This is a genomic window from Bacillus sp. H1a (assembly GCF_000633475.1).
Taxonomy (GTDB): domain Bacteria; phylum Bacillota; class Bacilli; order Bacillales; family Bacillaceae_G; genus Bacillus_A; species Bacillus_A paramycoides.
Genome location: NZ_AYMH01000029.1, coordinates 116,957 through 135,361, shown reverse-complemented (window position 1 = coordinate 135,361; position 18,405 = coordinate 116,957). Strand labels below are relative to the sequence as shown.

Annotated in this window: 18 protein-coding genes and 1 riboswitch; of the genes, 14 read left to right on the top strand and 4 right to left on the bottom strand. The window is 31.4% G+C overall.

The features are described 5' to 3' along the window. The first annotated feature begins 7 nt into the window (after nt 1-7). Nucleotides 8-163 (top strand): DUF1540 domain-containing protein, encoded by a 156-nt coding sequence (locus tag U860_RS31550; RefSeq protein WP_002172190.1) that lies wholly within the window; start codon nt 8-10, stop codon nt 161-163. 93 nt (nt 164-256) lie between these two features. On the opposite strand, the gene U860_RS0114600 is transcribed toward U860_RS31550, so the two are convergent. Continuing rightward, nucleotides 257-754 carry a PadR family transcriptional regulator gene (locus U860_RS0114600; RefSeq protein ID WP_025149117.1) on the bottom strand — a complete coding sequence of 166 codons (498 nt, stop codon included), beginning with the start codon at nt 752-754 and terminating at the stop codon, nt 257-259. A gap of 141 nt (nt 755-895) precedes the next feature. Here U860_RS0114600 and U860_RS0114595 point away from each other — a divergent pair, with 141 nt between their 5' ends. The 7 genes from U860_RS0114595 to U860_RS0114565 all read left to right on the top strand — a co-directional run bounded on the left by U860_RS0114595 (nt 896) and on the right by U860_RS0114565 (nt 10,341). Continuing rightward, nucleotides 896-2,110 (top strand): cytochrome P450, encoded by a 1,215-nt coding sequence (locus U860_RS0114595; RefSeq protein ID WP_025149116.1) that lies wholly within the window; start codon nt 896-898, stop codon nt 2,108-2,110. Between the two features lie 112 nt (nt 2,111-2,222). After that, nucleotides 2,223-2,801: a cysteine dioxygenase family protein gene (locus tag U860_RS0114590; RefSeq protein ID WP_025149115.1), complete on the top strand. Its 579-nt coding sequence runs from the start codon at nt 2,223-2,225 to the stop codon at nt 2,799-2,801. A gap of 186 nt (nt 2,802-2,987) precedes the next feature. Continuing rightward, on the top strand, nt 2,988-3,839 hold the full coding sequence (locus tag U860_RS0114585; RefSeq protein ID WP_025149114.1) for a Cof-type HAD-IIB family hydrolase: 852 nt from the start codon (nt 2,988-2,990) through the stop codon (nt 3,837-3,839). 320 nt (nt 3,840-4,159) lie between these two features. Continuing rightward, the gene (locus U860_RS0114580) at nt 4,160-5,947 is read left to right on the top strand and encodes a PAS domain-containing sensor histidine kinase (protein ID WP_025149113.1); all 1,788 of its coding nucleotides are present in this window, start codon (nt 4,160-4,162) and stop codon (nt 5,945-5,947) included. A 237-nt stretch (nt 5,948-6,184) separates the two neighbouring features. Continuing rightward, nucleotides 6,185-8,311, top strand: a complete 2,127-nt coding sequence (locus U860_RS0114575) for a penicillin-binding protein 2 (RefSeq protein WP_025149112.1) — start codon at nt 6,185-6,187, stop codon at nt 8,309-8,311. Between the two features lie 54 nt (nt 8,312-8,365). After that, a complete protein-coding gene (lepB, locus tag U860_RS0114570; protein ID WP_025149111.1) occupies nt 8,366-8,887 on the top strand; it encodes a signal peptidase I in 522 nt (173 codons plus the stop codon). 275 nt (nt 8,888-9,162) lie between these two features. After that, the gene (locus U860_RS0114565; RefSeq protein ID WP_025149110.1) at nt 9,163-10,341 is read left to right on the top strand and encodes a macrolide family glycosyltransferase; all 1,179 of its coding nucleotides are present in this window, start codon (nt 9,163-9,165) and stop codon (nt 10,339-10,341) included. A 50-nt stretch (nt 10,342-10,391) separates the two neighbouring features. On the opposite strand, the gene U860_RS0114560 is transcribed toward U860_RS0114565, so the two are convergent. Beyond that, the gene (locus U860_RS0114560; protein ID WP_115610318.1) at nt 10,392-11,075 is read right to left on the bottom strand and encodes an aspartate/glutamate racemase family protein; all 684 of its coding nucleotides are present in this window, start codon (nt 11,073-11,075) and stop codon (nt 10,392-10,394) included. A 150-nt stretch (nt 11,076-11,225) separates the two neighbouring features. Continuing rightward, nucleotides 11,226-11,342: riboswitch (SAM riboswitch) on the top strand. 140 nt (nt 11,343-11,482) lie between these two features. On the opposite strand from U860_RS0114560, the gene U860_RS0114555 reads away from it, so the two are divergent. The 4 genes from U860_RS0114555 (at nt 11,483) to U860_RS33350 (ending at nt 14,768) form a co-directional block, all read left to right on the top strand. Continuing rightward, entirely contained in the window at nt 11,483-12,031 is a 549-nt protein-coding gene (locus tag U860_RS0114555) for an ECF-type riboflavin transporter substrate-binding protein (RefSeq protein ID WP_025149108.1), read from the top strand. A 10-nt stretch (nt 12,032-12,041) separates the two neighbouring features. Then, nucleotides 12,042-13,742: an ABC transporter ATP-binding protein gene (locus U860_RS0114550; protein WP_025149107.1), complete on the top strand. Its 1,701-nt coding sequence runs from the start codon at nt 12,042-12,044 to the stop codon at nt 13,740-13,742. Beyond that, entirely contained in the window at nt 13,735-14,535 is an 801-nt protein-coding gene (locus tag U860_RS0114545; RefSeq protein WP_025149106.1) for an energy-coupling factor transporter transmembrane component T, read from the top strand. The genes U860_RS0114550 and U860_RS0114545 overlap by 8 nt, the downstream gene beginning before the upstream one ends. A gap of 134 nt (nt 14,536-14,669) precedes the next feature. Beyond that, a complete protein-coding gene (locus tag U860_RS33350) occupies nt 14,670-14,768 on the top strand; it encodes a YjcZ family sporulation protein (protein ID WP_000007808.1) in 99 nt (32 codons plus the stop codon). Nucleotides 14,769-14,867: 99 nt separating this feature from the next. Here U860_RS33350 and U860_RS0114535 read toward each other — a convergent pair whose 3' ends face one another. Together U860_RS0114535 and U860_RS0114530 are read right to left on the bottom strand one after the other, a co-directional pair. Continuing rightward, a complete protein-coding gene (locus tag U860_RS0114535) occupies nt 14,868-16,187 on the bottom strand; it encodes a sensor histidine kinase (protein WP_033795429.1) in 1,320 nt (439 codons plus the stop codon). 46 nt (nt 16,188-16,233) lie between these two features. Next, nucleotides 16,234-17,115 carry a serine/threonine protein kinase gene (locus tag U860_RS0114530; RefSeq protein WP_025149104.1) on the bottom strand — a complete coding sequence of 294 codons (882 nt, stop codon included), beginning with the start codon at nt 17,113-17,115 and terminating at the stop codon, nt 16,234-16,236. Between the two features lie 126 nt (nt 17,116-17,241). On the opposite strand from U860_RS0114530, the gene U860_RS0114525 reads away from it, so the two are divergent. Next, nucleotides 17,242-17,760 (top strand): GrpB family protein, encoded by a 519-nt coding sequence (locus tag U860_RS0114525; RefSeq protein ID WP_025149103.1) that lies wholly within the window; start codon nt 17,242-17,244, stop codon nt 17,758-17,760. Nucleotides 17,761-17,865: 105 nt separating this feature from the next. Further along, nucleotides 17,866-18,396 (top strand): hypothetical protein, encoded by a 531-nt coding sequence (locus U860_RS0114520; protein WP_025149102.1) that lies wholly within the window; start codon nt 17,866-17,868, stop codon nt 18,394-18,396. The last annotated feature ends 9 nt before the right edge of the window (nt 18,397-18,405 follow it).

Below are 18,405 nucleotides of genomic sequence, written 5' to 3'. Positions count from 1 at the left end.
TGATACTATGGCACAAGACGTTTTATGTGAAGTTAACAACTGTAAATTTTGGGCTAACGGTAATAAATGTAGTGCAGACGCAATTTATGTAGTAAGTCATAAAGGGCAACAAGCATCTACAACTGAAGAAACAGATTGCAAAACTTTTAGTCCAGAAGTCTAAGTTTTTTTATAAGGGTAACCAAATCACGGTTGCCCTTTTATTAATTATATTATTGATAATAAATCTCATTTTCATTCATGTTTTTATAAATATTTATATTTTTTTCATGAGAGATAGTATCCAATTTAGTTCATGTTCAATACGCGATCTACTAAATTCAACAACTTCTGTAATAAAAGGGGCAACACCATCGAGTGATTGGATAGATATAAGCTGCTTATGAAGAACATCATGGCGCATAGTTAAAATTTCTTTTCTTGCCTGGTAATCAAGCTTTTCGAATAAGGCGATACGAACAAGAAATTCAGCATTGTTTACCGCAATTTTTTCAGGGAAATCTCTTAGCAATTCATAAAATATCTCTTCACCTGTTTCTGTTATTTCATAAATATTTCGATTTGGTTTTCTAACTTGCTCATGAATTTCTTTCGTTATGGCACCCATATCTTCAAAGCGCCGAAGAGCAGGATAAAGCATGTTATGGTTTAATTCAAAATTCTCACCTAAACGATTTTGGATATTTTTCTTTATTTCATATCCATGTTTTGGTCCAGTCGTTAATTCTGCCAGTAGTAAAATATCAACATACATAAAAATCCCCCTCATAATATTTCTCAAGTTCCTATTTGAAAATTTCAGCTTTGTATATGTTAAAATAACATATGTTAGATTATACATCTTTGAACTGCCGACCTATCACTTTTATTGTAAAAGAAAAGGGAGGAAAGAACTATGGATTCACTTAAAAATGTTATTTTAGTTCATGAAATTTCAAAGCTGAAAACAAAAGAAGAGTTTTGGAATCCGTATGAGTGGTATCAATATATGAGAGATAATCACCCAGTATATTATGATGCAGAGCAAAATGTATGGAATGTTTTTTCATATGAGAATGTTAATCGTGTTCTATCAGATTATCGATTGTTCTCGAGTAAAAGAGAGCGCAGACAATTTTCAATTCCACCTTTAGAAACTAGGATAAATATAAACTCTGTTGATCCCCCAGAACACCGTAATGTACGTTCAATCGTCTCTAAAGCATTTACTCCAAGAAGTTTAGAACAGTGGAAACCACGAGTACAAGCTATTGCGAATGAACTTGTACAACATATAGGAGAATATAATGAGGTTGATATTGTTGAACATTTCGCGGCAGCTTTACCTGTAACTGTTATATCCGATTTATTAGGGGTACCCACAACTGATCGTAAACAAATTAAGGGATGGTCTGATATTTTGTTCATGCCATATAGTAAAGAGAAATTTAATGATTTGGATACGAAAAAGGGAATCGCTTTAAATGAATTTAAAACGTATCTTCTACCGATTGTTCAAGAAAAAAGATATCATTTAACCGATGATATCTTTTCAGATTTAATACGAGCTGAATATGAAGGTGAAAGATTAACAGATGAAGAAATCGTCACTTTTTCATTAGGACTATTAGCTGCCGGTAATGAAACGACTACTAATTTAATTATTAATAGCTTTTATTGTTTTTTAGTGGATGCGCCTGGAACATATAAAGAATTACGAGAAAAACCGAATTTGATTTCAAAAGCGATAGAGGAAGTATTACGATATCGCTTTCCTGTTACATTAGCTCGTCGTATAACTGAAGATACGAATATCTTTGGACCTTTAATGAAAAAAGACCAGATGATTGTTGCATGGGTCAGTGCAGCAAATTTAGATGAACAGAGGTTCCCACAAGCTTCTACTTTTAATTTACATCGAGTAGGAAATGAAAAACATTTAACTTTTGGAAAAGGGGCTCATTTTTGCTTAGGTGCACCGCTTGCACGTTTAGAAGCTGAGATTGCATTAAATACTTTTATAAATACTTTCGAAAAAATAGAGTTATCTCCATCTTTCTGTTTAGAAGAATGTATACTCGAAAATGAGCAAACATTAAAGTATTTACCTATTCGTTTAAAAACTAAATAAAATGTCCGACAAGGTGCATACATTTGCATCTTGTTTTTTGTTTCTCAATTGTAGGTATTTTAATCCTTTCGTAAGATGGAAGTGTATGGAAGAAAAGAGAGGAGAGATACTCATGTTAACGTGTAATGGAAGTAAGACGTTTCAAAAGTTTATAAATGGTGTAACTGATCTTATGGATAGTAGGTTACATGAGGAACAAATAGTAAGTAAAATTGAAAAATTACTTGAAAAACTTTTAGAAAAGAAAACATGGCTTCCGTTAGAAAAACAAAAAACGGATGCAGCTCAATATGCACGTCACTTACTATATGAAGATCCATTAAAACGTTTTGAAGTATTAGCTCTTGTATGGAAAGATGGGCAAGCTACGCCTTTACATGATCATGATGGCACTTGGGGAGTAGAAGGGGTTTTTTCAGGAAGAATAATGGTTCGAAACTTTTTACAAACTAAGCAACTTGGAAGTTCTCTATTTCATTTAATACATACAGGTAATATTTATTTAGGAGAAGGGGAAACAGATAAAGTGATTCCACCTGCTGATTGTCATATTCTTGAAATAGAAGAAAACGAAAGAGTTGTTACGATCCATATTTACGGAAAGCAGTTAGAAAAGTTTAAAGTATTTATCCCAACCAAAGAAAAAAATGTGTACATGTGTGAGACAAAATATATTACTTATAATTCATAGTTAAAAATGCAAAGCTTTCTTTAAAATAGAAAAGCTTTGCATTTTTAATTTTATTTATTAATATCTCTTGACCTGAAACGCTTTTCATAAATTATAAATAAGAAGTACTTAACGAGTTCAATATGAAAACGATACCTTTTTTCGTTAAATAGATCTCGTGTATTTATAGAAAGCGGTGAAGAAATAATGAAATTAATTGCAATTGACTTAGATGGGACCCTTCTTTCCGGTAATAAAATGATTAGCAAAGAAAATGCAGAAGCAATTCGAAAATGTCAGGAAGCAGGACATGTCGTGGCAATTTGTACAGGGCGTTCAATCGTTGATATTGAACGATTATTGTTAGAAGTTAATTTAGAGTGTCCAATTATTGCGGAAAATGGTGCACTTATTTATAAAGATAAGAAAATGATGAAGAGATATCCAATTCAAAATATCCAGGCCCTTGAAATTGTTGAATACCTTGAAGAAAGTGGTATATATTATCAGCTTTATACTGATAAAGGAGTATATGTACCTCATTACGGAACTGAAAGTGTTCTTAATGAAATTGAGAATGTGAAGAAATCAAATTTAGATGTTGATTCACAAGAGCTAGAAACGATTGCCGCTTTATATATTGAGCATACTGCATTTCATAATGTTGAAAGTTGTAAGGAAATTGTAGAAAGTGATCTATATGTGCATAAACTTTTACCATTTTCTTATGACATACAAAAATTAAAACAGCTAAAAGAAAAATTTAAACATAATAGAGAATTAGCAATTACATCTTCATATTGGCATAATTTAGAGATTAACCATTATAATGCACAAAAAGGTAAAGGCTTATATACTTTAGCAGAACATCTCAATATTCCATTTGAAAATACTGTAGCGATAGGTGATGGATTAAACGATGTTTCAATGATGGAAAAAGCAAATATATCAATTGCGATGGGAAATGCAGTTGATGAAATAAAGGCGATTTGTCACTTCGAAACATTATCAAATGAAGAACATGGTGTTGCACATGCTTTATATAAATATGTAATGTAACAAGAAAGTAAAAAAGAATCCAAAAAGGATTCTTTTTTACTTTTTATTAGGGGTAAGGTATTCTATGAGTCTCATAGAAGCCTTATTACACTTTATTATATAGAATATATTGGAATAAATGTTTATATTATTCATAAAATTTATGAATATTCTGTGAACTTTTCGTTCAAAATCACTACATATTTTCTGTTTTTTATTGAAAAATAAAATTAATTTGAATAATTATGCTATCACTATATACCTGTACGGACATTATCCGTATAATGGAGAAGTATGAATTTTAAACGGGTATTAAATTTACACATAGAGGTGAAAAAAGAATGAATGCTCGGCTGATGGAACTTATTGATGTGAGTACAATAGAAACCATGGCAGAACAATTTTATAAATTAACTAACATATCACATCAACTTCTTGATGCTGAGAAAGAATGTGTTTTTTCATTCGGAATGAATGAAATGAAAAATAGTAATCTTCCAAAGGTTGTAATCCCCATTTTCTTATACAATCAACATTTAGGTTCTTTTGTAGTTTGGTCTAAAAAAAGCGAAATTTTCAATTGTCAAAAATACTTTGAAATGCTTTCGAATCTTATTATAGATGGAGCTACAAATGCTATTCAAAGTAAAAATAATAATTTACTCTTTCGAAAGGAAGAGGAATTATATAAGATTTTACAAAACATGCCTGTTATGGTTGATGCACTAGATAACAACGGCGATTTCGTTTTATGGAATCGGGAATGTGAAATTGTAACAGGTTATACAGCCGAAGAGATTATCGGGAACCCAAACGCACTTCAAATATTATATCCTGACGATAATTACCGTCACAAAATACAAAATAAATTCTTAACTTGTGGGAAAAATTTTAGAGATTGGGAAATGCATTTAACATGTAAAAATGGTGAAGTCAAAACGATAATGTGGTCCAATATTTCAGAACAGTTTCCTGTAATAGGATTTAGTTACTGGGCTGTCGGGGTAGATATTACACATTTAAAAGCAATAGAAGAACAACTAAAACAACAAACCTCTGAATTGGAACTGATTTTTAAAGCTTTACCAGATCTATGTTTTTTAACAGAAGCTGATGGAACAATTATAGATTATAAAGCTGGATCACCTACAAAATTTTACGTACCTGCAGAAACCTTTATGGGAAAAAAGTTTTACGAGGTGTTACCATCTCCAGTAGCACAGCAATTTCGAGAAGCAATTCGTCAAGTAAAAGAAAAAGAATCCACTGTAATTGTTGAATATCCACTAGCACTTAAAGGAAGTATAGATTTTTTTGAAGCTAGATGTTTACCATTGCTACATGACAAAATTATGGTTATTATACGCGATATTACAGAGCGAAAAAAGACAGAAGAATTACTAAATAAATCAGATACACTTGCAGCAATTGGACAATTAGCAGCTGGTGTTGCTCATGAAGTGAGGAACCCTTTAACTGTAATAAAAGGATTTATACAACTATTCCAAATTAACAAAGAGGATCAAGAAAAATATTTTGATCTTATGCTTTCTGAAATTGAGAGAATTGAAGCGATACTTCAGGAGTTTTTGTCGATTGCTAAAACAGAGGAAATTCCTACTGAAAAGAAAAATATTTATAAAATATTTGAAAATGTCGTATCATTGATTAACACAAAAGCGATTATGACAAATATTCAAGTTGAATTAATTGCAGATTCAAGTGAAATAATTATTGAATGCTCTGAAAATCAATTGAAACAAGTATTTATTAATATTTTGCAAAATTCAATCGAGGCAATGCCAGATGGCGGGAAAATTTCAATTCATTTGAAAGAAATGAATGAAGGTGGAGTCATTATAGATATAGTCGACGAAGGAATAGGAATACCAGAGGAAAGAATTAAGAGATTGGGTGAACCATTTTATAGTACGAAAGAAAAAGGTACTGGAATTGGATTGATGTTAAGTTACAAAATTATTGAAAGTCACCAAGGGACTATTAGTATTATGAGTGATGTTGGTGTCGGGACTACTGTAACAATTTACTTACCAAAATCGCAAAGTGCACTGTTCATATCAAAGAGTGAAGATAAATCCGTAATAGTACGCTCTATATTTAACTCGTAAATAATTAAATACGCAATAACAAAGGGCTTAGTGAAAACTAAGTCCTTTGTTATTGCGTATTTTTTAATTTTATTTTAGTAAACTTTACCTTTTCTTTACCATTACTTAAATTTCTATTAAGTATTAATCATTATATTAGTATTTATACAATGTAATGTTTAGAATTTCAACATTACTTACAATGATGGGAACTTACTTTATTGTTAGAAGTAATGTAAGGAGGAGGATTATGACAAGGTGAAAAAGAAAAAACAGAAAAGCGGTAGGGTACTTCCAATACGATTAAACATTTTATTCTTTTGTGTGTTTTTATTGTTTTCTGCTATTATAATTCAGCTAGGTAAAGTGCAAATTTTCGAAGGAGAAACATATAAAAATGAAGTGCAAAAGAGAGAAAATGCAACCGTTAGTCTTACAGTGCCACGCGGCAAAATTTATGATCGTGAAGGTAAACCCGTTGTTGATAATAGGTCTTTACGTACGATTACATACACAAAGTTAAAAGGTGTAAAATCAGAAGATATGTTAAAAACTGCAAGACAACTTGCAGAAATAATTGAAATGCCACAAGAAGATATAGATAAGTTAACTGAGACAGATAAGAAAGATTTTTGGATGCAATTAAATCCAAAGCTTGCTGAAAACTTAGTATCTAAAAAAGAAATAGATAAGTTTAGAAAAAAAGATAGTACCGGAAAAGAACTAGATAAAACAATAGAAGAGTTAAAGAGAAAACGCGTTACAGATAAAAACCTTCAAGAATTAACAGCTAAAGATTTAGAAGTGTTAGCTATTAAAAGTAAAATGACTTCAGGATTTCAAATGGCACCTCAAATTATAAAAAAAGATGTTAGTGAAAAGGAGTACACTGTAATAAGTGAAAATCTTGCAAATCTTCCTGGTGTAGATGCATCAGTTGATTGGGAGCGATTTTATGTTAATGATGGATTATTCCGTTCGGTACTTGGAAATGTTTCAAATGCTGATGAAGGATTACCACGTGAACGATTAGATTATTATTTAGTACGTGACTATAGCCGAAATGACAGAGTTGGAAAAAGTTACATCGAACAACAATATGAAGATGTACTTCATGGTACGAAAAAAGAAGTAAGAAGTATCGCAGATAAACAAGGTAACACAATTAGAACAGAAACAGTTTCCGAAGGGAAAAGCGGCAAGAATTTAACTTTAACAATAGATATGGAATTACAGAAAAGAGTAGAAGAGAGCATAGAAAAAATATTAAAGGCCTATAAAGGTTCAGAATCGATGTTAGATCGTGCTTTCGTAGTTATGATGAATCCGAAAAACGGTCAAGTATTATCGATGGCTGGGAAAAAGTTAGTAGAAAAAGACGGCAAAATAAAAGTAGAAGATTACGCTTTAGGTACGATGACAAGTTCATATGAGCTTGGATCAACTGTTAAAGGTGCGACAATATTAACTGGTTTTGAAACGAAAGCTATAACACCAGGTACTTACTTTTATGATGCACCTATGAAGTTTAAAGGAACTAAGGAGAAAAAGTCTTGGAAAGATTTCGGGAATATTGATGATCTAAGAGCTTTACAAGTTTCTTCTAATGTTTATATGTTTAATACAGCATTAAAAATTGCAGGTGTAGATTATGTAAGGAATAGTTCACTAGATATTAAACAAGAATCCTTTGATAAAATGAGATATTATTTCAGACAATTTGGTTTAGGTGTTCCAACGGGCATTGATTTACCAAATGAAACAGCTGGGCAAATAGGGCGAAAAGATAATCAGCCTGGTTTCTTATTAGACTTTTCCATTGGTCAGTATGATACGTATACACCGCTTCAACTTGCCCAGTACATTTCGACTATCGCAAATGGCGGCTATCGTATGAAACCACAAATTGTTCAAGAGATTAGAGAACAAACTGTGCAGAAAGATGAAATTGGTAAAGTCGTACATTCACATGAACCAATTGTTTTAAATAAAGTGGATATGAAAGAAGAGTATATTAATCAAGTAAAAGAGGGATTTAGAAGAGTGTTCCAAGAGGGGGATGGTACTGGGGTGAGCAAATTCCAAAAAGCACCATATAAACCAGCTGGTAAAACAGGGACAGCACAGACAGTATATGGAGGAGATAGTGACATTGGTAGAAATGATAAAGGTGAGCGTATAAAATGCTATAACTTAACACTAGCAGGATATGCGCCATATGATAATCCAGAAGTAGCGTTTTCAGTTGTTGTTCCATGGATTATAGATGATAAGTCTGGTATTAATTCTGCAATTGGTAAAGATATTTTAGATGCCTATTTCGATTTGAAAAACCAACGATTAAGTGAGGGAACTGCAAAAGTAGATGATTTAAAAGAAAATTAGAAAATATGAACTAGAGACGGTTTCACATAGGGCTAGATTGGAAATGAGGTATTTATGAATAGATTCGTTTGTAAAGGATGGGGAAAAATATGTAGCTATATTTTAATTGTTGTAGCAGTTATTTTAATAAATAAATCTTTTTTATTTTGTATGGTAGAAGGAATTTCGATGCAGCCAACATTAAATGAAAAAGATTGTATACTAGTTAGTAAAGCTAGTTTTTCCTTTCATCATGGAGATGTAGTGATAATTAAAAAGGAAGATGATCCAACATACTATGTTAAACGAATTATTGGATTAGCCGGAGATGAGGTAAAGTTAAAAAACGATGTCGTTTATATAAATAATAATAAGCAAAATGAGTCATATATACAGTTAGATATATCACAGACATCAAAACGTTTTTCAAACATCTCAGAAATAAAAGTTCCAGCGCATAAATTCTTTGTATTAGGAGATAATCGTAATCATAGTAAAGATAGTAGAAATACACTAGGTCTTATTGATGAATCAAATGTGATTGGTAAAGTAGAAATGGTGTATTTTCCGTTTGATCAAATGAAAAGAATAAAATAATTTCGTAAAAAAGAATGCTATTAAATATTCACCTTTTGCAAAAAATTACATATATTGATAGCATAGGACAAGCCAAAAGGCTTGCACCCTACTTCACTGAACACTCCTTATCACGGTTTGGCATCTACTTATGTAGATGCCTTTTTTATATTTTTGACTGACAATTATTTATCAATATACGGTGGTAAGAATATTAGGTCTTTTAGGGGGAGTTTACCTGTAAAAATAACTGTACTCTTAATAAATGAAAATGAAATATAAGGAGTGAGAAATCAGTGCTGAATATTTTAATGGTCAATTTTCCGGCAGAGGGACATGTGAACCCTACTTTAAGTATAGTAAAATCCTTTACTGAACGAGGCGATAACGTACATTATATTACTACGGAAAATTTTAAGGAAAGGCTTGAATCAATGGGAGCTATTGTGCATTCTCATCCAGATTTATTAAAAGAAATCTCTATCGATACGGTTACTTCATCTGGATTAAACGCTTTCTTTAATGTTCATGTTCAAACTTCTTTATATATATTAGAAATTACAAAAAAGTTATCTAAAAGTATACATTTTGACTTCGTATTTTATGATATATTTGGCGCTGGAGAATTAGTAAAGGAATATTTACAAGTTCCAGGAGTAGTTTCCTCTCCTATATTTTTAATTCCGACAGATTTTTTAAAGACCTTACCTTTTCATCCAGATACCACAGTCCCATTTCATCCTGATAAATTCGCTAAAAAGTTACTATATGAAATGGAGAATAAATTTGGAGTTTCCCCAAAAAGTAATCTTCAATTTATGAATAATAAAGGGGAAATATGTATCGTGTATACAAGTCGTTATTTTCAACCTAATAGTCATTCGTTCGGAGAAAATAATATTTTTATTGGACCGAGTTTTCCAAAGCGGAAAACAGACGGGGAGTTTCCACTTGGAATGCTAAAAGATAAAAAGGTTATTTATATTTCAATGGGGACCCTCCTCGAGGGGATTGAACCATTTTTTAATACTTGTATCGATGCTTTCTCAGATTTTAAAGGAGTAGTTGTAATGGCAATAGGTGATAGAAATGATATTTCAAAAATTAAACAAGCACCAGACCATTTTATAATAGCTCCATACGTACCTCAATCTGAAGTATTAAATGAAGCAGATGTTTTTATTACACACGGGGGAATGAATAGCGTACATGATGCAATACATTACAATGTTCCATTTGTAATAATACCGCATGATAAAGACCAGCCCATGATAGCACAAAGGTTAATTGAACTAGAAGCAGCATATAGATTATCAAAAGATAATGTGAATGCTCAGTCTTTAAACGAAGCAGTATTCGAAGTTTTTTTAAATGAAAAATATAAAGATGGTATACGAAAACTTAATGCTAGCTTTTTAGATTGTGGTGGTTCCAAAAAAGCAATCGCGGTCATTGATTCACTATTAAATAAATAGTTTTGAGATGATAAAAGCATAGGGGCTCACATCTTTATGCTTTTAAATTGTTATCCAGCAAATTGTACAGCAGTATTCGCGTGTAAATAAGCAGTGTCAAAAACAGGAACAGATAGATCGTTTTGAGAAATGAGTAAAGGAATTTCTGTACAGCCAAGCAGTATTCCTTCAGCACCGTTTTTAATTAATGTATTTGCGATTTGTAATAGCTTTTCTTTGGATGCATGTGAAATGATGCCTCTACTTAATTCGCTTAATATGACATGATGAATAAAAGTTCTATCTTCTTCATTTGGGATAATTGTCTCAATGCTGTAATTTGCTAATCGAGATTTATAGAAATCTTGTTCCATCGTTTGTTTCGTTCCTAAAAGTCCGATACGCTTTATATTATGTTCTACCATTTTCTTAGCACTTACGTCTCCAATATGAAGGAGTGGTATCGATATTGCCTTTTCTACTTCTTCGGCAAATAGATGTACTGTATTAGAACACATTAGTAAACATTCAGCTCCAGAGTTTTCTACTTTTTTTGCTACTGTGACTAATTCATTTTTCACCTCCTCATATTGATGGTTTTGTAATAATGTAGTTACTTCACCAAAGTCCATGCTATATAAAACAAGCTTCGCATTTTGATCATATTTAGAGAGAGTAAGTGTATTAATATGTTTATAGTACAACGATGTTGATTCCCAACTTAGTCCGCCAATTAGGCCAATTACTTTCATCATGTATTCCTCCCGTAACAATTTTGAATTTATTATTCCATAATTCCTATAAGAATACAATGATTTTAATGAACTATTTATTTAAAAGTTAAAATAGTAAGAAAAGTGTTGAAATTGTTAGTTGTTAGTGCCATAATACAGATTACAAATACATACTTATCCAGAGAGGTAGAGGGAACGGCCCTATGAAGCCTCAGCAACCCCTATGTAATTACATAGGAAGGTGCTAATTCCGCAGAGGACATTTATATGTCTTTTGAAAGATAAGAGGATTCTTGTACGTGAAAGAAAATGACCTCTTAATTTAAGGGGTCATTTTTTGTTGTATAGAAAGGAAGTGTCGATGCATAATTCATTTTCAAAACAAATATAGAGTATTAAAAGCTGAATAATACGAGAGGGGAATTGTAATGAACAAATTAACGACAAAACTAGTAGTAGCAATCGGAATTGGAGCAGCTTTATACGGTGTATTAGGACTTTGGGGATTTTCTATCGCACCCAATACATTTATTAAACCAGCATTGGCTATATTAACAGTTTTTGGCGCATTATTCGGCCCAGTAGCAGGGCTATTAATAGGACTCATTGGTCATACCGTTACAGATACAATCGCTGGTTGGGGTATTTGGTGGGGATGGGTGTTTAGTTCAGGCATTATCGGATTTTCAATGGGTCTTATACAAAAAAGAGCTGGTTTCAGTGTAAAAAATGGAACGTATAATAACCGTGATATTTCTTATTTTGCAATTGCGGGGCTAATTGGTATGGTCATCGCTATTATATTTGCTGGAGCATTTGATATTATTGTGATGGGAGAACCGTTTGATAAAATCGTTATACAAGTACTAGGAGCAACCATTGCAGACGTTATTGTATTTTTAGTTCTTGGCTTACCAATCACAATCGGTCTAGCTAAAGCAAATAAGAAACATACACATTTAAAAATTGAAAAGTAGGGATATATACATGCAACCAATTATTTCTTTTGAACAATTTACCTTTCAATACGGGCATGCCGCACAGCCTACCTTAAAAGATATTACATTTCGAATATATCCTGGGGAAAGGGTGCTAATAGCTGGACGGAGTGGTTCAGGGAAGTCAACATTAGCTCATTGTATAAATGGGCTAATCCCATTTTCTTACGAAGGGATAAGTACTGGTAACATTTTAATAGCTGGAAAGGATCCGAGAGAAGGAAGTATTTTTGAACAGAGTAAACTTGTAGGAACAATATTACAAGATCAAGATTCGCAATTTATTGGCCTTACTGTAGAAGAGGATGTAGCATTTTCATTAGAAAATGAATGTGTAAATCAAAAAGAAATGAAAAGAATTGTGACTGATTCTTTAAAAAAGGTAAACATGCAAGATTTTCATGCACAAAGTCCTCATGAATTGTCAGGAGGTCAAAAACAGACAGTTTCTCTTGCAGGTCTGTTAACGACAAATGCAGATATTTTATTATTTGATGAACCGTTAGCTAATTTAGATCCTACAAGCAGTTTGAATACTATAGATCGCATTAAAGGTATACATGAGAAATATAATAAAACAATTGTAATAATTGAACATCGAATAGAAGAAATTTTAAAGCTTGATTTAGATAAAATTATTTTAATCGATGAAGGAGAAGTTGTTGCGATTGGTTCACCGGATAAAATTTTATCGTCTAATATATTACCAAATATCGGGCTAAGAGAACCTATTTATATAGAGGCTCTAAAGAAATTAAATTTTGTCAATAATAATGACATGTTATTTCCAATTGAAAATCTCTGTAATAAAAAAGTTAATAGTGTAATAAAGAACTGGATGCAGAAACAAGTTTCAATTAAAAACACACATAAAAATAGAGAAGTATGTCAAATAGAAAACTTATCGTTTTCGTATAATAACAAACATACAGCATTAGAAGATATTAACCTTTCAATAGGAGAAGGTGAAATAGTAGCGTTACTGGGTCATAATGGAGCAGGTAAATCGACATTAGCTCATAGTCTAATAGGAATAAATAAAACAAAAAATGGGAGAATTACATTCGCTGAAGAAAACATAAACACGTGGTCTATCCGTAAACGTGGGGAAGTTATTTCGTATGTTATGCAAAACCCCAATCATATGATTACACAACGTACTGTTTTAGAAGAGGTATCATTCACATTAAAATTAAAAAAGGTTTCTAAAGAAGAAATTAATAGTAGAGTGGAAGGCATTTTGGGAATTTGTGGATTATACCCATTTCGTAATTGGCCAATTCAGGCATTAAGCTACGGGCAAAAAAAGAGACTAACTATTGCTTCTGTACTTACAACAAACCCAAAACTTATTATATTAGATGAGCCGACAGCTGGACAAGATTATTACCATTACAAACAGTTTATGTCGTTTATAAGAAAACTGGCTGAAAAGGGTATATCCTTTATTTTTATCACACACGATATGAATCTTGCTTTAGAATACGCAAATCGAGCGGTAGTTCTGCATAAAGGGAAAATCATTGCGGACAATACTGTATCCGCTGTATTAGGAGATCAAGAAACGTTACAAAGAGCCAATCTACGGGAAATTTCACTAATAAAGCTTGCTAAATTAAGCGGAATTCCATCTCCAGAAATGTTTGTGAAACTTTATATAGAGGTTAATAGGAGGGAGGAGTATGCATAATACGTATTTTCATCGTATGGATGGTGCAATTAAGTTATCTTTATTTATATTTTGTATGACTCTTACTTTTTTATTTTTTGATTTTCGTATATTGCTAATTTTATTTATTATTGGATGTGTCGGTCTCTTAATTGCTAAAGTCCAGTTGCGTAAAATTATAGTTGTTTTCAGCGTTATATTTACATTTAGTTTATTAAACTCTGTTATGATTCTTTTTATTACGCCAACACATGGATCAGAATTAACAGGAACATACACATCTTTTTTTAATATAGGTTATGCAACAATTACATACGAAACATTATTTTTTACCGCTACACTTTCATTAAAATATTTTACGTTATTACCATTTACACTTCTTTTTATTTATACAACTCATCCAAGTGAATTTGTCAGTAGCTTAAATAAATTTGCTATTCATTATAAAATTACATATGCAATAAATATTGCACTGCGTTATATACCAAACATTCAAGCTGAATATGTAATCATTAAACATGCACAGGAAGCAAGAGGTGTACCTTTTGAAAAAGGAGAAGCGAGCTTGTGGATTCGTATGAAAAACCGTGTTTTAATTTTTTGGCCACTTATTATTCATTCTTTAGAAAGAATCGATACAGTTTCAAATGCAATGGATTTAAGAGGATTTGGAAAGAAAAACAAACGTACATGGTACTATGCAAAGGACGCACAAAAAGAGGATTACATCACACTTTTTGTTGGTATTATTATTTTGATTATTGCAGTTTACTTAAAATTAAATGTATTCCAAAGCTTCTGGTACCCATTTTAAAGCACTCTCAATAGAGTGTTTTACTAATTTTATGAGGACATGCTCAAAAATGGGATATACACATACTGTATAATACGAACCAGTTAAAAATGATCATCTACCTATTACTTTTCAAACCAAAAGGAGGAGAAAATATGAGTTTCGGTGGTTCTTGTGGTTTTGGTGGAGGTTTCGCTTTATTAGTTGTGTTATTTATTTTATTAATTATTGTTGGATGTAGCTGTTGGAGCTAAGGGTACTAATTTCTAATTAGTCTCCACAAAATGTAAACTAAAAAAACATAGCAGATACTTGTTGTATCGAAATAAAAAAGGAGCATAATGGCTCCTTTTTTATTTATTATATGGAATACTCTCATCACTATATTTTGGGAATGTAATAGTTAGAACCGTTCCTTTATTAACAATACTTCGGATTTTTAAAGTACCTTGCATTGTTTCGATAATTTTAACAGCAACCATCGTACCTAAACCAGTACCTTTCGTTTTTGTACTAAAATATGGCTCGCCAAATCGATTTATTTGCTCTTGCGACATTCCAATTCCACTATCTTGAATCCTTATTATGACTTTATTATTACTAGCAGTTGCAGAAATAATTAGATCACCGCCACTCGGCATTGCTTCAATACTGTTTTTAATTAAGTTTAAAAAACATTGGTGGAAGTGCTGTGTATTACCAATAATTGTCCCCCCGGAGAACTCTTTTGTAATATTAATAGTGTTCATATTACATAAAGGCAATATCATATTAATTACTCGATGTAACTCGTGCTCCACAGAGATACGGTCTAGTTTCTCTGATGCTGGCTTAGCAAAAGTTAAGTAATCATCAATAATTATTTGTGCTCGATTTAACTCTTCAAGTATATGTTCAATATATTCATCCCTGGACTCTGGGGTTAAATTGGGTGTTTTTAAAAGTTGAGTAAATCCTTTTACGACAGTCAAAGGATTCCTTACTTCATGTGAAATACTAGCAGCGAGTTGGCTGACAATCTCCATTTTTTCAATTTTAATTAACTTTGATCGCATGATTACCGCATCGTTTAAAACTTCATTAAAATAGACAACAAATAACATTAATGTAGTTGGTAATAGAATAAAATAAATAATATACAAATTATTAACTTCAAAATCTGATAAAGTTAAAACAATAACAGTTGTAAATATTGCAAGGGAAAAAGTTAAAAACATAGACGAAGCTACTTTAATTTTTCTATTGTATGTATTAAATTTAGCTGATGCGAATGCTGTAATAATAAATATTGTTCCATAAACAATAATTGTTAATAGACTGAGACCATAAAACATAAAACGTGTTATTAATAAAATAATGAGTAATATAATGCCGACAGGAAACCCACCATAAAGTGTTCCTATTAAAAAGGGTATTTGTCTTAAATCGTGAATGCAATTTTCATCCATATAGATAGGATATCGCATACATAAAATAAGTGGGATGCTCGTACAAAGAATAATAAGTAGTTTTTTATATTTTTTCCAAAAGAGCCCACTATCATAAACGAAATAAAAAACAAATATACTACTTAAAATATAAAGAAGATTATTTAAAACATTTTGATTTATGTAAACAAAGTTCATAATACATGCCCCGTTATCCTGAATTTCAATTCCATATGTATTATACATTATAAAAGTAATAGTTTTACATATGTCTAATAAATATATAAATTTTTTATAGCTTCTGAGTAGTATGTACTTCTAACCATGCATTATAAAATTCTTCAACTGACGCATAGCGTTCGCTTCGATTTTCATTTACAGCACGATAAGCTATCTCAAATAAACCTTTACTAGCTTCCCATTTTATAAAGGAACGATCTTGTCCGCCACCTAAAAGTGTGAAAGCCATTGCACCCATATTAAATACATTCGTTTTTCCATCTATTATTGCGTTAAGCTGAAATTCTTCAGGGGACATAAAGCGTGATGATCCCCATAATCGCCCCATTGTATTTATGTAAGGTTTTTTGCTGTATAAATCAATATCGCAAATTTTTGTTTCATTTGTTTTAAAGTTATACAAAATACTACCATCATAAAAATCAATAGCTACATAGTTTTTATGCTCTACATAAGCATGAAAAGAAAAAATAGAATGTAATGAAATAAGTCGGTCCTGAACGGATAATTTCTTATATTTATAAAATGGAGAGTTAGAATCTTTATATTTCGCCGGGGGTGGGAAACTCCAGTGCGGATGAAGACATTCACCATCAAACCACTCAAAAATTAAAACATATCCATGTTGTACTGGAAAGTGTTCAATTAAGTTTATAAGTGAATTGTGCTTTAATTCATTGTAAAGAATAACTGAATTTTTTAATCTTATTATCGCTGCATCTGTAGACCCTTTATATGCTATTGTTTGTGCCCCTGCATATTTAATAAATTTCTTTTGACCATTCTTTTCAACCCCAAAGCAAATATTACCCGAATCTTGTTGATCAAAAGCTACAAATACTTTTCCTAATTTCATAAGCCAATCAAAATTATGATGTTCTTTTAATTGGAATGTTATATTATTTAACTGAATTTCAACTGGAATATCTTTCATTATTCACCTCGTATTAAATATAATTAAATTGTATATTGCAGTATTCGACATATTTTGTGAAATCCCTATGTTATTAACGTGAAATTTTATAAATATAATGATGTACAGTTATAAGGAGGAAAGAAAATGGATGAAAAAATCATAATTAAACCGTACCAACATCATTGGCATAAAGAGTTTTTAAATGAAAAAAATAAAATTACGTCTTTATTAAATAAAGAAGTGATAGCAATGGAACATATAGGAAGTACAGCGGTAGAAGGATTAGGAGCTAAACCTCTTATTGATATGATGATTGGCGTAACAAATTTACAAATTACTGAAAATTGGACTGAAAACCTTGCGGAAATTGGATATGAATATGTTCCTAAAAAAAACTCTAATTGGCGTTTTTTTAGAAAAGGGAAATGGAGAGCTGGTACCCACCACTTACATGTTTATATTTATAATAGTGAAGAATGGAAGAACAACCTTTTATTTCGAGATTTTCTCATAAAGCATGAATGGGCACGAAAAGAATATAGAGGTTTAAAAGAAAGACTTGCTACTACATATCCTTTCGATCGAGTTGCTTATACAAATGAAAAAGCCCCGTTTATTCAAAAAATAATAATGTTAGCTAAAAGGGATCGATACAAAATTTAAGTCGTTTTGAAATTCTCATTTTTTTTTAATCTTTCTCTCATGTTCCTTTCTTTTTTATTTGATACACTGCTTGTTACAAAGCCTTTATAAGTAAGGGGATAAAGAATGGAAAAGATACTAAGAAATAAATATGTTCATATGTATGTTAAAATAATAGGTATTACTATTATTATTTGCAGTGTAGCATTGCTATTTATTAATGTTTTGTACGGGAATGTATTAAATGTAAAATGGTTAAATAAGAAATTAGGTTCTTTCGGTGAATATGGGGCAATTCTAGCCGCATCATTATGGTTGTTACGTCAAATATGGTTATTTTTAAAGAAGAGAAATATGCACGGATTTAAAATAATTAAAGAGCTATATCTTTTTATAAAACAGTTTCACGTATTAATTGGATACGCTGTAATAGCTGTTGCGACTACTCACGGTGTTTACTTTTTAATAAAAGGAAGTCGTCATATTATACTAATATACAGTGGTATATTTTCTCTTTTAGCCTTAATAGCATTAGGGATTGCAGGATTTGTTTTACAGAAATCTAATCAGAAAACAAAATTGAAGATGTATCGAAAAGTACATCAATTCATTGCGGTTATATTCGGAATAGGATTACTTATTCATTTAATCGTATAGGAGGAAGTA

What these genes read in the sequence shown, in the direction of transcription:
- U860_RS0114545 (WP_025149106.1), top strand. Translation starts at nt 13,735, where the DNA reads ATGCATAATACGTATTTTCATCGTATGGATGGTGCAATTAAGTTATCT.
- U860_RS0114585 (WP_025149114.1), top strand. Translation starts at nt 2,988, where the DNA reads ATGAAATTAATTGCAATTGACTTAGATGGGACCCTTCTTTCCGGTAAT.
- U860_RS0114520 (WP_025149102.1), top strand. Translation starts at nt 17,866, where the DNA reads ATGGAAAAGATACTAAGAAATAAATATGTTCATATGTATGTTAAAATA.
- U860_RS0114535 (WP_033795429.1), bottom strand. Translation starts at nt 16,187, where the DNA reads ATGTATAATACATATGGAATTGAAATTCAGGATAACGGGGCATGTATT.
- U860_RS0114590 (WP_025149115.1), top strand. Translation starts at nt 2,223, where the DNA reads ATGTTAACGTGTAATGGAAGTAAGACGTTTCAAAAGTTTATAAATGGT.
- U860_RS0114525 (WP_025149103.1), top strand. Translation starts at nt 17,242, where the DNA reads ATGGATGAAAAAATCATAATTAAACCGTACCAACATCATTGGCATAAA.
- U860_RS0114580 (WP_025149113.1), top strand. Translation starts at nt 4,160, where the DNA reads ATGAATGCTCGGCTGATGGAACTTATTGATGTGAGTACAATAGAAACC.
- U860_RS31550 (WP_002172190.1), top strand. Translation starts at nt 8, where the DNA reads ATGGCACAAGACGTTTTATGTGAAGTTAACAACTGTAAATTTTGGGCT.
- U860_RS0114595 (WP_025149116.1), top strand. Translation starts at nt 896, where the DNA reads ATGGATTCACTTAAAAATGTTATTTTAGTTCATGAAATTTCAAAGCTG.
- lepB (WP_025149111.1), top strand. Translation starts at nt 8,366, where the DNA reads ATGAATAGATTCGTTTGTAAAGGATGGGGAAAAATATGTAGCTATATT.
- U860_RS0114560 (WP_115610318.1), bottom strand. Translation starts at nt 11,075, where the DNA reads ATGATGAAAGTAATTGGCCTAATTGGCGGACTAAGTTGGGAATCAACA.
- U860_RS0114530 (WP_025149104.1), bottom strand. Translation starts at nt 17,115, where the DNA reads ATGAAAGATATTCCAGTTGAAATTCAGTTAAATAATATAACATTCCAA.
- U860_RS33350 (WP_000007808.1), top strand. Translation starts at nt 14,670, where the DNA reads ATGAGTTTCGGTGGTTCTTGTGGTTTTGGTGGAGGTTTCGCTTTATTA.
- U860_RS0114600 (WP_025149117.1), bottom strand. Translation starts at nt 754, where the DNA reads ATGTATGTTGATATTTTACTACTGGCAGAATTAACGACTGGACCAAAA.
- U860_RS0114555 (WP_025149108.1), top strand. Translation starts at nt 11,483, where the DNA reads ATGAACAAATTAACGACAAAACTAGTAGTAGCAATCGGAATTGGAGCA.
- U860_RS0114550 (WP_025149107.1), top strand. Translation starts at nt 12,042, where the DNA reads ATGCAACCAATTATTTCTTTTGAACAATTTACCTTTCAATACGGGCAT.